15 protein-coding genes are annotated in these 14999 nt (G+C 59.4%); 10 read left to right on the top strand and 5 right to left on the bottom strand.

All coding sequences use genetic code 11. From position 1 onward, the window contains the following. The gene (locus tag PS14A_RS21085) at positions 1–849 is read left to right on the top strand and encodes a ChaN family lipoprotein (protein ID WP_212617148.1); all 849 of its coding nucleotides are present in this window, start codon (positions 1–3) and stop codon (positions 847–849) included. 233 nt (positions 850–1082) lie between these two features. Here PS14A_RS21085 and PS14A_RS21080 read toward each other — a convergent pair whose 3' ends face one another. The 4 genes from PS14A_RS21080 to PS14A_RS21065 all read right to left on the bottom strand — a co-directional run bounded on the left by PS14A_RS21080 (position 1083) and on the right by PS14A_RS21065 (position 4446). Then, the gene (locus PS14A_RS21080) at positions 1083–1877 is read right to left on the bottom strand and encodes a Crp/Fnr family transcriptional regulator (RefSeq protein ID WP_212617147.1); all 795 of its coding nucleotides are present in this window, start codon (positions 1875–1877) and stop codon (positions 1083–1085) included. 15 nt (positions 1878–1892) lie between these two features. Then, on the bottom strand, positions 1893–2165 hold the full coding sequence (locus tag PS14A_RS21075) for a TfoX/Sxy family protein (protein ID WP_016773175.1): 273 nt from the start codon (positions 2163–2165) through the stop codon (positions 1893–1895). A gap of 288 nt (positions 2166–2453) precedes the next feature. Then, complete coding sequence (locus tag PS14A_RS21070) at positions 2454–2798, bottom strand: pentapeptide repeat-containing protein (protein WP_137215585.1); 345 nt, start codon at positions 2796–2798, stop codon at positions 2454–2456. 91 nt (positions 2799–2889) lie between these two features. Beyond that, positions 2890–4446 carry a bifunctional aminoglycoside phosphotransferase/ATP-binding protein gene (locus tag PS14A_RS21065; protein WP_212617146.1) on the bottom strand — a complete coding sequence of 519 codons (1557 nt, stop codon included), beginning with the start codon at positions 4444–4446 and terminating at the stop codon, positions 2890–2892. A 116-nt stretch (positions 4447–4562) separates the two neighbouring features. Between PS14A_RS21065 and mrcB the strand changes: the two genes are divergently transcribed. Genes mrcB through PS14A_RS21050 form a run of 3 tightly spaced genes read left to right on the top strand, consistent with a single transcriptional unit; the run spans position 4563 to position 7988 of the window. Beyond that, a complete protein-coding gene (gene mrcB, locus PS14A_RS21060) occupies positions 4563–6887 on the top strand; it encodes a penicillin-binding protein 1B (protein WP_130900979.1) in 2325 nt (774 codons plus the stop codon). A 16-nt stretch (positions 6888–6903) separates the two neighbouring features. Next, complete coding sequence (locus PS14A_RS21055) at positions 6904–7653, top strand: hypothetical protein (protein ID WP_212617145.1); 750 nt, start codon at positions 6904–6906, stop codon at positions 7651–7653. Then, on the top strand, positions 7653–7988 hold the full coding sequence (locus PS14A_RS21050; RefSeq protein ID WP_016773180.1) for a YqcC family protein: 336 nt from the start codon (positions 7653–7655) through the stop codon (positions 7986–7988). Before PS14A_RS21055 ends, PS14A_RS21050 begins: the two co-directional genes overlap by 1 nt. A gap of 129 nt (positions 7989–8117) precedes the next feature. On the opposite strand, the gene PS14A_RS21045 is transcribed toward PS14A_RS21050, so the two are convergent. Further along, on the bottom strand, positions 8118–8534 hold the full coding sequence (locus PS14A_RS21045) for a DUF4124 domain-containing protein (RefSeq protein WP_212617144.1): 417 nt from the start codon (positions 8532–8534) through the stop codon (positions 8118–8120). Between the two features lie 399 nt (positions 8535–8933). On the opposite strand from PS14A_RS21045, the gene PS14A_RS21040 reads away from it, so the two are divergent. The 6 genes from PS14A_RS21040 to msrQ all read left to right on the top strand — a co-directional run bounded on the left by PS14A_RS21040 (position 8934) and on the right by msrQ (position 14921). Next, the gene (locus tag PS14A_RS21040; protein ID WP_065616944.1) at positions 8934–10658 is read left to right on the top strand and encodes an acetolactate synthase 3 large subunit; all 1725 of its coding nucleotides are present in this window, start codon (positions 8934–8936) and stop codon (positions 10656–10658) included. A gap of 2 nt (positions 10659–10660) precedes the next feature. Then, positions 10661–11152, top strand: a complete 492-nt coding sequence (gene ilvN / locus PS14A_RS21035) for an acetolactate synthase small subunit (RefSeq protein WP_003176102.1) — start codon at positions 10661–10663, stop codon at positions 11150–11152. 46 nt (positions 11153–11198) lie between these two features. Continuing rightward, on the top strand, positions 11199–12215 hold the full coding sequence (gene ilvC, locus PS14A_RS21030) for a ketol-acid reductoisomerase (RefSeq protein ID WP_003228216.1): 1017 nt from the start codon (positions 11199–11201) through the stop codon (positions 12213–12215). A 148-nt stretch (positions 12216–12363) separates the two neighbouring features. Next, the gene (gene pssA, locus PS14A_RS21025; RefSeq protein WP_016773182.1) at positions 12364–13221 is read left to right on the top strand and encodes a CDP-diacylglycerol--serine O-phosphatidyltransferase; all 858 of its coding nucleotides are present in this window, start codon (positions 12364–12366) and stop codon (positions 13219–13221) included. Positions 13222–13284: 63 nt separating this feature from the next. Then, positions 13285–14298: a protein-methionine-sulfoxide reductase catalytic subunit MsrP gene (gene msrP, locus PS14A_RS21020; RefSeq protein ID WP_212617143.1), complete on the top strand. Its 1014-nt coding sequence runs from the start codon at positions 13285–13287 to the stop codon at positions 14296–14298. After that, complete coding sequence (gene msrQ / locus PS14A_RS21015; protein ID WP_137215579.1) at positions 14298–14921, top strand: protein-methionine-sulfoxide reductase heme-binding subunit MsrQ; 624 nt, start codon at positions 14298–14300, stop codon at positions 14919–14921. Before msrP ends, msrQ begins: the two co-directional genes overlap by 1 nt. Positions 14922–14999: the final 78 nt, after the last annotated feature.

Below are 14999 nucleotides of genomic sequence, written 5' to 3'. Positions count from 1 at the left end.
ATGCGTGGATTGTGGTTGTTGGCGCTGGTGTTGCTCGCGGGGTGTCAGCACGTGGCGGTTCCGCCGGTGGGCGCTGATATCCGCGATCTGCGCAGCGGCGAGGTACTTACGGCGCAGCAATTGCTGACGCGTCTGGCTGAGCCTGAGCGTTTGATCATCGGTGAGCAGCACGACAATGCCGATCACCATGCCGCACAGTTGTGGCTGTTGCAGGCGCTCGGCAAGCAACGGGCCCAAGGCAGTCTGCTGCTGGAAATGCTCACGCCGGATCAACAAGCGAAAGTCGATGCGGCGCGCCAGTCGAAATCCGTTCCGGCAGACCTGCCCGCGGCATTGGCCTGGCAAGAGGGCTGGGACTGGAATCTTTACGGGCCGATCGTGCGCTTCGCCCTGACGCAACCGTATCCGTTGCTGGCGGCCAATCTCGATGACAGCGAAATCCGCGCGTTTTACCGCAATCCACCGGCTCTGAACGGTGCGCGCAGCAATGCGCTTTCGGTTAAAAAAACTTTGCTTGGGCAAGTCAGTGAATCCCACTGCGGCCTGCTGCCCGAATCACAGATGCCGGCAATGCTGGCGATTCAGCAACAGCGTGATCGGCGAATGGCCGAACGCATGCTGGCGGCGCCGATGCCTTCGATTCTGCTGGCCGGTGCCTGGCATGCGCGAAAGGATGTCGGCGTGCCGCTGCATCTGTCGGATCTCGGCGCTGGCAAGGCGCCGATCGTATTGATGCTGGCCGAGCAGGGCGATGTGGTAACGGCGGCGATGGCCGATTACGTCTGGTACACGCCGGCCACGCCGAAGCCGGATTACTGCGAGCAGATGCGCCAGCAATTCGCTAAATGACTTTTCCACAGGCAAAAAAAGACCCGGTAAAATACCGGGTCAAATAACCGTGATTAGCCTGATGAGGAGATAATCTGAGAGTCCGAACCAAGGGCTTTTCAGAATATCGACTGATCTCGCGACCAGTTGTGATAATCATAGCGATTCTCATTACCGCGTCAACCGCTGTTTTTGCAAATCTGTAATTTAGTTTTTCGAATGATCTCGAGGCCACGCAAACTAAGGGGTTTGCGCTAGATACGATGCGTCGTCAAATGCGTAATCTGCCGATTCAACTGGCCGATGCGTCGAGCCATGCCCTCAATCAGGCTATGGGCGATCTTCGGATTGCTGCGGGTCATGCTCAAAAATTGATCACCGGGAATCAACATCAACGTGCTCGGCTCGGACGTCACCACCGAAGCGTTGCGCGGCTCGCCGGTAAACAACGCCATGGCGCCGAAAATCTCGTCCTTGGCCACGTCACCGACCTTGTACCCGTCCACAAATGCCTCGGCGTGCCCGTCGATAATCACGAAGACATGATCCGCTGCATCGCCCTGTTGAATCAGCACGGCGCCCGCCTCAACGCGTTTGAAGCCGTTGGTGCTGCGAAACTCCCGGGGTTTCAACTCGGCCACGGCATGGGCGAGCAGCGCCATTTGCCCGAGCAGATAGCTCAGCAACTGCTCCGATCGATCAGGATCGGCATACAAATGCTGCAAAACCTCAGCGCGCCGGTACGGTAGCAGGCGCAAAGATCCGTCGCTGCACAAGCGGCAGTCGCTCCATTGCTCGCCGCGTTGCAGACCGAGCAGATCACCTTCCTGCCAATAGAACAGCGCTCGGCCTGCAATGCAGCCATGCACCACGCCCTCGGTCAGCAGAAACAACTGATCGCTCGGCACCCGTGCAAACAGATCGTCCGTTGCCTCCAGCTCGATGACCGGCGCGCATGGCGACAAATCCTGCAGCCATTGCCCGGGAAGATTCTGCAAGCGATTGATCAATGCGTCGGCGTGGGCCGATTGTTCCCCCAGTAAATACATGGCGTCAGCGCCTGTTCAGTTCTTGTGACGCGCGGAAATGGCCTCGAGCTGTTTGTTCAAAGCATCCTTGCGCTCGGCGGGGATGTCGTTCCAATGCACGTCCATCAACGCCCCCTCGATCGCATACAACAACACCTTCGATGCGCGAAACCCCCGAGTACGCACGGCCCGGTAGGCATCCACCGCACCGAGGCGACGCAAGTCCGAGGCGCTGTGGATGCCCACGGCATGCAGCCATTGCGCCGATGTCTTGCCAAGATTTTTCAGGTGTTGCAGTTCATCATTCATCAAGCCTCCTTGCGACGGCCGAATGGTGCGTGGGCGAGCTTCTCAGCAGTGTAGCCATCAGTAGGAAAAGCGTGATTGTTTGGTCGGATTCGACGCAAAAGCTTCTAAGAAAGGGGGTAAAAGGCCTGCGAACGCAGAAGGAAGCGAGTTAGGCGGTTAACAATGTGGGAGCGAGCCTGCTCGCGAAGAGGGCGTATCAGACACAATCGATACCCACTGACACTACGCCTTCGCGAGCAGGCTCGCTCCCACAGGGGAAAGGCGTGGTGTCAGGAAGATCTCCAGGTTTCAGCGGGTGCGATAGCGCAGCCGCGTGCCGAAATTCATCGACATCAGAATCTCGTCAGCACTCAGCTCCGGCGGAAAGTACGCCCCGGAAATCTGCGCATGGGCCAGGCTGGCGCCTTCGAGCGATGCCTTGCGGAAGTCGATGCCGCGCAGATCGGCGGAGCGGAAGTACGCATCGCGGAAATCCACGTTATCGGCATTCAGTTCACGCAGATCGAGACCACGGAAATCGCCGCCGACCATGTCGATCGGGCCATCCTGTGGGCGTTCCTTGTTGAAGCCTGCGATGTCATCTTTGTGCAGCAGGGCGTAAAGCGGAGTGTCGAGCAGTTTTGGCTGGCTCATGTCAGATCACCTGTTGGTTTTATGACGCCAGTATAGTGCCACTATTTGCCGGCCGTGAAGCGAGCGAGGGCTTCACGGCCGAAATAGTTTTTTACAGACCCGGCAGGCGCTGACGGATCTGCGCGACCACGGTGTCCAGCGTGCCGGATTCATTGGTCTGCACGCGTTTGCTACGGAGGATTTCTTCCGGCGTCAACGCTTCGCGATTGGCCTGTTGCGCTTCGATCACGGCGAGGGTGGCGTCGGACGGATCCTTCTGGTCGGCCTGACGCATCGCCAGCCAGCTCCCGATCACGGCTTGCGGGGCGTTGCAGTCGAGAATCAAAAACGGCGTGCCGGTGGCTTCGGCAATCTTCGCCGCGTTGTCGCGCTGCTCGCGTTTGAGATAGGTCGCGTCGATCACCACCGGGAAGCCGGCGTGCAAAATCACCTCGGCGATTTCATGTAGGCGCGCGTAGGTCGCGGTGCTGGCATCGGCGCTGTAAATGCCGGCCTGCACATCGTTGGCAACGGTCTGCTCGCCAAACAGGCGCTTGCGCTCGACATCGGAACGCAGGCGAATCGCGCCCAGCGCTTCGACCAGGCGCATGGCCACATGGCTCTTGCCGACTGCGGAAACACCGTGGGTAATGGCCATGAAGCGCGAAGGAATGGTGCTGTAGCTTTCCGCCAGGTTGGCGTAGTTGCGGTACTGGCGCAGGGTGGTGGCGCGCTGTACCGCAGTCGCGTCGGCCGGCATGCTGAACAATGCCACCTTGGCCCGCACCAGCGCGCGGTAGGCTTTATAGAAGTTCAGCACTTCCAGGCCCTGATAGTCGCCGGTCAGTTCCAGATATTGGCTGATCAGCCGACGTGCCAGTGACTTCAGGCCACGGTCTTCCAGGTCCATGGCGAGGAAGCCGGTGTCGGCCCAGACGTCAGTGAAGCGGAACGGCTCGTTGAACTCGATGCAGTCGAAGATCACCACGTTGCCGTCGATGACCGTAGCGTTGCCCAAGTGGATGTCGCCGTGGCACTCGCGGGTGAAGCCTTGGGCCTTGCGCTCGGCGAACAACGGTTTGAGGCGTTCGAAGCTGCTTTCGGCCCAGGCTTTCAGGGCATCGAGTTGCAGCAGGTCGTTTTTGTCGCTGAGGAACGGCAGGATCTGCTCGAAGTTTTGCGCGACCGGCGCCATCACGCTGTCCGGCGTGCCGGCGTCGTGTTCGGCCGGGACTTTCGGTGCATTGATATGGAAATGCGCGATCTGCTCGGCCAGCGCATCGATGTGCTGAGTGGTCAGCTCGCCATTGGCTTGCAGCGTGCTGAGCAAGCCGCTCTGGGGGAACTGGCGCATTTTCAGCACGTATTCGATAGCCGGGCCGTCGCCGCCCAATTGCGGTGCCTCGACGCTGCCGGTGATTGGCAACACGTCCAGATACAAATCAGCGGTCAGACGCTGGTTCAGACGCAGCTCTTCAGCGCAGAAATGCGCACGTGCGTCGAGGCTGGTGAAGTCGAGGAAGCCGAAATTCACCGGCTTCTTCACTTTATAGGCAAAGGGGCCGGTGAGAATCACCCACGAGATATGGGTTTCGATGACCTGAAACCCTTCGACGGGATGCGGGTAGAGGGCCGGGTTTTGCAGGGCAGCGATCAGGGACTGGCTCACGGGCGATCCTTCAGAGACGGGGGAATTCGAGGCGGCCATTATGGCTGCTTGCCCGCCTGACGCAAACCTCCGCGCGTGCCTGTTGACGATCGATAAAGTGCGTATAATCCGCCGCCATGACTCGATCCCGATCCCCCCGTACCAAGAAAAAACCACCAGCCAAGGGCCTCAGCCCATGGTTGAGCTGGGCCATTAAACTCAGCCTGGTCGGCCTTGTAGTGCTGGCCGGCTTCGCCGTTTACCTCGATGCCGTGGTGCAGGAGAAGTTCTCCGGCAAGCGCTGGACCATTCCGGCCAAGGTGTACGCGCGCCCGCTCGAGCTGTTCGTCGGACAGAAGCTCAGCAAGGACGATTTCCTCACCGAACTCGATGCCCTCGGCTATCGTCGCGAAGCCGTGAGCAACGGCCCGGGCGCCGCCGCCGTCAGCGGCAATACGGTTGACCTGAACACCCGTGGCTTCCAGTTCTATGAAGGCCTGGAAAAACCGCAGCCAGTGCGTGTGCGCTTCTCCGGCGATTACGTCGCCGAACTCTCCGCGACCAACGGCTCGAAACTATCGGTGGTGCGCCTCGAGCCGCTGATGATCGGCGGCATTTACCCGAAAAATCTCGAAGACCGCATCCTGATCAAGCTCGATCAGGTGCCGCCGTACCTGCTCGAAACCCTGATCGCCGTGGAAGACCGCGACTTCTACAGCCACTGGGGCGTGTCGCCGAAATCGATCGCCCGCGCCGTGTGGATCAACACCTCCGGTGGCAAGATGACCCAGGGCGGCAGTACGCTGACCCAGCAGTTGGTAAAGAATTTCTACCTGACCAGCGAACGCAGCCTGACCCGCAAGCTCACCGAAGCGATGATGGCGTTGCTGCTCGAACTGCATTACGACAAGAAGGAAATCCTTGAGGCCTACCTCAACGAAGTCTTTGTCGGCCAGGACGGTCAGCGTGCGGTGCACGGTTTCGGTCTGGCCAGCCAGTTCTTCTTCGGCCAGCCATTGTCCGAACTGAAACTGCATCAGGTGGCGATGCTGGTCGGTATGGTCAAGGGGCCGTCCTACTACAACCCGCGCCGCAACCCCGAGCGCGCGCTGGAGCGGCGCAACCTGGTGCTCGATGTGCTTGAGCAGCAAGGCGTGGCCACCGCCGAACAGGTCGAAGCAGCGAAGAAAATGCCGCTCGGTGTGACGACTCGCGGCAAGCTCGCCGACAGCTCGTTCCCGGGCTTTATCGACCTGGTCAAACGTCAGTTGCGCGAAGATTACCGCGACGAAGACTTGACCGAAGAAGGCCTGCGCATCTTCACCAGTTTCGACCCGATTCTGCAGATGAAAGCCGAAGCCTCGGTCAACGACACGTTCAAGCGTCTGGCCGGGCGCAAGGGCTCGGATGACGTCGAAGCGGCGATGGTCGTGACCAACCCGGAAACCGGCGAAGTCCAGGCGATGATTGGCAGTCGTCAGGCCAGCTACGCCGGGTTCAACCGTGCCCTGGATGCGGTGCGCCCGATTGGTTCTTTGATCAAACCGGCGGTGTACCTGACCGCGCTCGAGAAGCCGAGCCAGTACACGCTGACCAGTTGGCTGTCGGACGATCCGCTGTCGGTCAAGGGCGCCAACGGTCAGGTGTGGAAGCCGCAGAACTACGATCGCCGCTCCCACGGTACGGTGTTCCTCTATCAGGGCCTGGCGCATTCCTACAACCTGTCGACCTCGCGTCTGGGCCTGGAAGTCGGTGTGCCGAATGTGCTCAAGACCGTGGGGCGCCTGGGCGTTACCCGCGAATTCCCGGCGTTCCCGTCGATGCTGCTGGGCGCTGGCGGCATGACGCCGATCGAAGTGGCGACCATGTACCAGACGCTGGCCAACGGCGGCTTCAATACGCCGATGCGCGGCATTCGCAGCGTATTGACCGCCGAGGGCGAGCCGCTCAAGCGCTATCCGTTCCAGATCGAACAGCGTTTCGACCCGGCCTCGATCTACCTGATCCAGAACGCCATGCAGCGGGTGATGCGTGAAGGTACCGGCAGTTCGGTTTATAACGTGCTGCCCAAGACCCTGACACTGGCGGGCAAGACCGGTACCAGTAACGATTCGCGCGACAGCTGGTTTGCCGGTTTCAGTCAGGATCTGCTGGCGGTGGTCTGGCTCGGCCGCGACGACAACGGCAAGACGCCGTTCACCGGCGCCACCGGTGCGCTGCAGGTCTGGACCAGTTTCATGCGCAAGGCCGATCCGCTGCCGCTGGATATGCCGCAGCCGGACAACGTCGTGCAGGCCTGGGTCGATTCGCGCACCGGCCAGGGTTCGGATGCCAACTGCCCCGGCGCGGTACAGATGCCGTATATTCGCGGCAGCGAACCGCCACCCGGCGCCGCGTGTGCAAGCGAAACACCTGCCTCGCCGGAATCGGTGATGGACTGGGTCAAGGGCTGGATGAATTAAGCAAAGAGGGTTTCAAGTGAACAAGTGGTTGATTCCAGCGGTGACCGCCGTGGCTTTGCTCAGCGGCTGCTCCACCGTACAGCGTGGTTCGATTCCCGTGGTGGATTCGGGCACGGCCGTGTCCAACAGCGAACGCATCGGCGCCAATGGCGGTTTCCGCCAGACCACGGTCAAGCGCCCGGCGCAGGGCCAGACTCCGGCGATTCCGCAAGGCGATACCGGCGTAGTGGTGATGGTGCCGGGCGGCGGTGCGGCGGTGTCGACACCGATCAGCTCTTCGCCAATCGTTCCGGGCCCGGCATCCGGCGGCATCACGTCGGGGCCTTACAACCCATCGTCGGTTGAGTCGGCACCGATCAACTCCGGCAGCTACAGCATGCCATCGACGCCGAGTGGCATTCCTTCGGCCAGCAGTGGCGGTGGCCTGTCGGCGGATGAGCAACTGGACGGCCCGGTACTCGCCTTGCTGACCACCGCGCAACAGCAGCAGGCCGGCGGCGACCTCAACGGTGCCTCTTCCAGCCTGGAGCGGGCGCAACGTGTCGCCCCCCGTGAGCCACAAGTGCTTTACCGTCTGGCGCAGGTGCGCATGGCCCAGGGCGATGCGCCGCAAGCCGAGCAATTTGCCCGTCGTGCGCTGACCATGGCCAACGGTCGTCCGGACCTGCAAGCCAGCCTGTGGGAAATCATCGCTCAGTCCCGTGAGAAACAAGGCGATTCCGCCGGCGCCGCACTGGCCCGTCAGAAGGCCAAGGTTTCCCTGTGATGGATGTGCGCTTCCCGAAAATCGCCGATCAGCTGTTGTTGATCGAACGCGAGCTGCGCACTCAGGGCTGGTGGGATGAGGTTGAGCCGTCCGCCGAAGCGCTAAGCAGTGTTGAGCCGTTTTCGGTCGACACGCTGGACTTCGAGCAATGGCTGCAATGGATCTTCCTGCCGCGCATGAAGATGATCCTCGAACAGGATCTGCCCTTGCCGAACGCCTCGGGCATTCAGGAAATGGCAGAGATGGTCTTTGCCCAGCGCAATCTCGGTGGCAAGGATCGTCAGTTGCAGGTATTGCTCAAAGAGTTCGACCTGCTGATCACTGCATCCCGCTGAACGCGGTTGTGTAGGAGCTGCCGAAGGCTGCGATCTTTTGATTTTGCTGTTGAAGAGCAAGATCAAAAGTCGCAGCCTCGTTGCACTCGTCAGCTCCTAAACAGCTCTCACACAGATCCGGCAGCGTGCCTACGAGCAGTTCTCGGCAATCTGCTTCTGCGCTTCGACGATGCGTTCCTGACGCTGTGTATCGTCGAGCCTGCGCACATCCCCCTCGACCTCCTCACGCAAACGCGGATTGTTCTGCAGTTGCGCCAGGTTTGTGCGCGCCTGCTCGCAAAACGCCTTGAGCTGCGCCTGCTGCTCGACGACCTGTTTCTTCACCTTGGCATCAATGGCTTTCTGATCGCCAAGTACGCCGCCGCCCGGCATCGGCGCCGCTTTCGGAGTGGGCGAGGAGGGCGTCTGCAGGGTCGTGGACGGTTGGCCCTGCGGCGGCTGTGCATCGAAATGCGTGACACCTTGGGCATCGACCCATTTGTAGATTTGAGCGGCCGAGCACCATGGGCTGAGGCCGATCAGTAGAGTGAGGAGGAGCGTTCGCATGCTGATTCCTTGGCAAAAATGCGCAATTGACGCTAACAGAGTAGCGCTTTTCAGGTTTTTTCTTGCGTTCTCATGTGCTTACCCACAATTAACCCCACAGACGACTTGACTTGCAGAGGGCGAAACAGAAGAATCCAAAGTCCGCTGTAGAGGGACTGCCAGAAGCAGACCCACTCGGTAGATCATGAGGCGCACATCCGCGCCGACCTGTTACACCCGCAACGCGTTACCTCGCGCTGGGTGGGAAAGGCCCGCAACACTTGGGACGATCCCAATACTTGCTCAGTCAGTGCTGACGTAGTCGGCGACCACCGTCGCTCATGCTCTGCCGAGAAGTAAACCTATTAAGACCCGCCCCTTTTTTGTGGACGGTATTCTGGCGTTTTAGAGGTGAACAACGTGGAGCTTTTATCTGGCGGTGAGATGCTCGTCCGCTTTTTGCGTGACGAAGGCGTCAAATATATCTACGGGTACCCGGGTGGTGCTCTCCTGCATGTTTACGATGCCCTGTTCAAAGAACCGGAAGTGACCCACATCCTGGTTCGTCACGAGCAAGCGGCGACCCATATGGCTGACGGCTACGCCCGTGCCACCGGTAAAGCCGGCGTGGTATTGGTGACTTCCGGTCCAGGCGCCACAAACGCCATCACCGGTATCGCCACCGCCTATATGGACTCGATTCCGATGGTGATCATTTCCGGTCAGGTGCCAAGCACCATGGTCGGCACCGACGCGTTCCAGGAAACCGACATGATCGGTATCTCCCGGCCGATCGTGAAGCACAGCTTCATGATCAAGCACGCTTCGGAAATCCCGGAAGTCATGAAGAAGGCCTTCTACCTGGCGCAATCCGGTCGTCCGGGCCCGGTCGTGGTCGACATCCCGAAAGACATGACCAACCCGGCCGAAAAGTTCGAATACGTTTTTCCGAAAAAAGCCAAGCTGCGCTCCTACAGTCCGGCCGTTCGCGGTCACTCCGGGCAGATCCGCAAAGCAGCCGAAATGTTGTTGGCGGCCAAGCGCCCGGTGCTGTACTCCGGCGGCGGCGTGATTCTCGGCAATGGCTCCGCGCAACTGACCGAACTGGCAAAAATGCTCAACCTGCCGGTGACCAACACCTTGATGGGTCTGGGCGCATTCCCTGGCACTGACCGTCAGTTCATCGGCATGCTGGGTATGCACGGCAGCTACACCGCCAACCTGGCGATGCACCATGCCGACGTGATCCTCGCAGTGGGCGCACGCTTCGACGATCGCGTGATCAACGGCCCGGCGAAATTCTGCCCGAACGCCAAGATCATCCATATCGACATCGACCCGGCGTCGATTTCCAAGACCATCAAGGCCGACGTGCCGATCGTGGGTCCGGTCGAGAGCGTCCTGACCGAAATGGTCGCGATTCTCAAGGAAATCGGCGAGACCCCGAACAAGGAGTCCGTAGCCAGCTGGTGGAAGCAGGTGGATGAATGGCGCGGTGATCGCGGCCTGTTCCCTTATGAAAAGGGCGACGGCAGCCAGATCAAGCCGCAGACCGTGATCGAAACCCTCTGCGAAGTGACCAAGGGCGACGCCTTTGTGACCTCCGACGTGGGTCAGCACCAGATGTTTGCCGCGCAGTACTATACGTTCAACAAGCCGAACCGCTGGATCAACTCCGGTGGCCTGGGCACGATGGGCTTCGGTCTGCCAGCCGCGATGGGCATCAAACTGAGCTTCCCGGACGACGACGTTGCCTGCGTCACCGGCGAAGGCAGTATCCAGATGAACATCCAGGAGCTGTCGACCTGCCTGCAATACGGCTTGCCGGTGAAGATCGTCATCCTCAACAACGGTGTGCTGGGCATGGTTCGCCAGTGGCAGGACATGAGCTACGGCAGCCGTCACTCGCACTCCTACATGGAATCGCTGCCCGACTTCATCAAGCTGGCTGAAGCCTACGGCCACGTTGGCGTACGCATCACCGAATCGAAAGATTTGAAGTCGAAGATGGCCGAAGCGTTTGCCATGAAGGATCGCCTGGTGATCATCGATGTTGCGGTCGACACCAGCGAGCACGTCTACCCGATGCAGATCAAAGACGGCTCCATGCGCGATATGTGGCTGAGCAAGACGGAGCGTACTTAATCATGCGGCACATTATTTCCCTGCTTCTGGAAAACGAACCCGGCGCTCTGTCTCGCGTAGTCGGCCTGTTCTCGCAGCGCAACTACAACATCGAAAGCCTGACCGTGGCCCCGACCGAAGACCCGACCCTGTCGCGTCTGACGCTGACCACCGTGGGCCACGACGAAGTGATCGAGCAGATCACCAAAAACCTGAACAAGCTGATCGAAGTGGTCAAGCTGGTGGACCTGTCGGAAAGCGCTCACATCGAGCGTGAACTGATGCTGGTCAAGGTCAAGGCCACTGGCGCCCAGCGCGCCGAGATCAAACGCACCACCGATATCTACCGTGGGCAGATCGTCGACGTCAGCGCCAGCGTGTATACCGTTCAGTTGACCGGTACCAGCGACAAGCTCGACAGCTTCATTCAGTCCATCGGCACCGCATCGATTCTGGAAACCGTCCGCAGCGGCGTGACCGGTATTGCTCGCGGCGACAAAGTACTCAGCATCTAAACCAAATTAGCGCATGGCCTGAACGGCCGGATATAAGGGGAAATTCATGAAAGTTTTCTACGATAAAGACTGCGACCTGTCGATCATCCAGGGCAAGAAAGTTGCCATCATCGGTTACGGCTCCCAGGGCCACGCTCAAGCGTGCAACCTGAAAGACTCCGGTGTCGACGTTACCGTCGGTCTGCGTAAAGGTTCGGCCACCGTTGCCAAAGCCGAAGCTCACGGCCTGAAAGTGACCGACGTTGCTTCCGCTGTTGCCGCTGCCGACCTGGTCATGATCCTGACCCCGGACGAGTTCCAGTCCTCGCTGTACAAGAACGAAATCGAGCCGAACATCAAGAAAGGCGCCACTCTGGCCTTCTCCCACGGCTTCGCGATTCACTACAACCAGGTTGTTCCGCGTGCCGACCTCGACGTGATCATGATCGCGCCGAAAGCCCCGGGCCACACCGTACGTTCCGAGTTCGTCAAAGGCGGCGGTATCCCTGACCTGATCGCGATCTACCAGGACGCTTCGGGCAACGCCAAGAACGTTGCACTGTCCTACGCTGCTGGCGTCGGTGGCGGTCGTACCGGCATCATCGAAACCACCTTCAAGGACGAGACCGAAACCGACCTGTTCGGCGAACAAGCCGTTCTGTGCGGCGGTACCGTTGAACTGGTAAAAGCCGGTTTCGAAACTCTGGTTGAAGCTGGCTACGCGCCGGAAATGGCCTACTTCGAGTGCCTGCACGAACTGAAGCTGATCGTTGACCTCATGTACGAAGGCGGTATCGCCAACATGAACTACTCGATCTCCAACAACGCCGAGTACGGCGAGTACGTGACTGGCCCGGAAGTGATCAACGCCGAATCCCGTCAGGCCATGCGCAACGCCCTGAAACGTATTCAGGACGGCGAATACGCCAAAATGTTCATCAGCGAAGGCGCAACCGGCTACCCTTCGATGACCGCCAAGCGTCGTAACAACGCCGCTCACGGTATCGAAATCATCGGCGAGCAACTGCGCTCCATGATGCCGTGGATCGGTGCCAACAAGATCGTCGACAAAGCCAAGAACTGAGTCGTCGTCCCTTGAACGAAAAACGCGGCCTCGGCCGCGTTTTTTCGTTTGGGCCGGTGCTTCTGGTATAAAGCTGCATCGTTTGTGGCCGAACTGTCGTCCTCAAGCCTCTGTCGAATTTTTTCCAAACCGTTGCAAGGTAATGTCCATGAGCGAACGTCCCGAAGAGCCGAACAAGGCTTCCGACGCCGAAAGCCTGCTGCCCATCGATGAACATATCGAAGAAGGGCACGACGCTGAAGGTCGTAAAGTCCGGCATCGTGGTATCTATCTGCTGCCGAACCTGTTCACCACTGCCAACCTGTTCGCAGGCTTTTATTCCATCATCAACTCGATGAGCGCCCAGGCCGCATTGAGCGCCGGCGACTCGGTGAATGCGAGCAAGTACTTCGCCTTCGCCGCGATCGCGATCTTCGTCGCGATGGTGCTCGACGGCCTCGATGGTCGCGTGGCGCGCATGACCAATACGCAAAGTGCCTTCGGCGCCGAGTACGACTCGCTGTCGGACATGGTCGCGTTCGGTGTCGCGCCGGCGTTGTTGGCCTTCGGTTGGGCATTGGGCGACATGGGCAAGGTCGGCTGGATGGTCGCCTTCATTTATGTCGCGGGTGCGGCGTTGCGTCTGGCGCGTTTCAACACCCAGGTCGGCACGGCGGACAAACGTTACTTCATCGGTCTGGCCAGCCCGGCGGCGGCAGGTGTGGTGGCCGGTATCGTCTGGGCGTTCAGCGATTACGGCATCCAGGGTTCGAAGATGTCGTTCCTCGTGGCGCTGATGGTGGCGGCGGCCGGCATGCTGATGGTCAGCAATATCAAGTACAACAGCTTCAAGGAGTTGGATCTGAAAGGTCGCGTGCCGTTCGTGGCGATCCTCGCGGTAGTGTTGGTATTCGCTGTCGTGTTCAGTGATCCGCCGCGCATTCTGCTGCTGGTATTCCTCGCTTACGCGGCGTCCGGTCCGGTGCAGTATCTGTTGCGTCTTCGTCGTCACAAAAACGCCGAGTGATGTAATTTCCCGCATACTCCGCAGTCTATGGGTGCACCTGTCCTCCAAAGCTGCGGAGTTGTCATGTTGATCAAGATCCCCAAAGCATCCGACTGCCATGAGTCGGATGTCACGCCTGAAGCCATTTATCTCTCCCGCCGCCAGTTGCTCGGCGCCACTGCTGCCGGTATTGCCGTGAGCAGCCTGCCGCGCTGGGCCAGTGCAACTGATGCCCCTCGCTACTCTGATGTCGAATCCGGCAAGGCTCCGGCCTGGTTTGCCGAAAAGCTTCCTTCTACTCAATGGGGTGCGGTCAACGTCAAGGACGAGGCAATCACGCCTTATAAAGACGCCACGCACTACAACAACTTCTATGAGTTCGGTACCGGCAAGGGCGATCCGGCTTCGAATGCTGGCGACCTGAAAACCGAACCCTGGAGCGTGGTGATAGACGGGGAGGTGGGTAAACCGGGGCGTTATGCGCTGGAAGACTTCATGAAACCGTATCAACTGGAGGAACGTATCTATCGACTGCGCTGCGTCGAGGCGTGGTCGATGGTCATTCCCTGGATCGGCTTTCCCATCTCGGCCTTGCTCAAACAGGTCGAGCCGACTTCCAAGGCCAAGTACATCCGCTTCGAAACCCTGCAGGATCCCAAGAGCATGCCCGGCCAGCGTTCCGGTTTTGCCTTGATCGACTGGCCGTATGTCGAAGGCCTGCGTCTCGATGAGGCGATGAATCCTTTGGCGATCCTCGCGGTGGGCATGTATGGCCGCGAACTGCCGAACCAGAACGGCGCGCCTCTGCGTCTGGTGGTGCCGTGGAAGTACGGCTTTAAAAGCGTGAAATCCATTGTGCGCATCAGTCTGGTCAGCGAGCAGCCGAAGACCACCTGGCAAAGCATTGCTGCCGATGAGTATGGCTTCTATGCGAATGTGAATCCGACGGTTGATCATCCGCGCTGGACCCAGGCCCGCGAGCGGCGCTTGCCGAACAGCCTGTTCAAACCGAATGTGCGCGATACGCAGATGTTCAACGGCTACTCGGATGAAGTCGCTTCTTTATATACAGGGCTCGATCTGCGGAAGAACTACTGATGCGTTATCCGTTCTGGCGAGTGGGCGTTTTCATTGCTGCGGCGGTCTGGCCATTGCTGTGGTTCTATCAAGCGTTCGCCGATCTGCTCGGGCCTGATCCTGGCAAGGTGCTGGTTGATCGTCTCGGGCTTGGCACGCTGGTGTTGCTCTTGATTACGCTGAGCATGACGCCGTTGCAAAAGCTGAGCGGCTGGGCGGGATGGATTGCAGTGCGCCGGCAGTTAGGGCTTTGGTGTTTTGCTTATGTGACGCTGCATCTGTTCAGCTATATGGCGTTTATCCTCGGGTTCGACTGGTCACAGTTGGGCGTTGAGCTGCGCAAGCGGCCGTACATTATTGTCGGTGCGCTGGGCTTCCTCGGATTGCTGATATTGGCGTTAACGTCCAATCGTTATAGTCAGCGTCGTTTGGGTACTCGCTGGAAGAAGCTGCATCGGCTGGTGTACGTGATCCTGGGACTGGGGTTGCTGCATATGCTGTGGATTGTGCGAGCCGATCTGGAGGAGTGGACGATTTATGCCTTTATAGGTGGCGTGCTTTTGTTGCTTCGTCTACCGCCGGTGACGAGGCGAATCCCGCGTTTGCTGGGTAAAAAGCAGAATCTGCAAGAAAAGCGAAATTAACGGTTGACGGCAGATTCCAGAGGTCTATAATTCGCCCCACTTCCGGCGCAGTCGAAACGGAAAACTCCTTGAGATTCA

This window comes from Pseudomonas sp. 14A (genome assembly GCF_018132745.1).
GTDB classification, from domain to species: Bacteria; Pseudomonadota; Gammaproteobacteria; order Pseudomonadales; family Pseudomonadaceae; genus Aquipseudomonas; species Aquipseudomonas mercuritolerans.
This window is presented reverse-complemented; position numbering and strand designations above follow the sequence as displayed.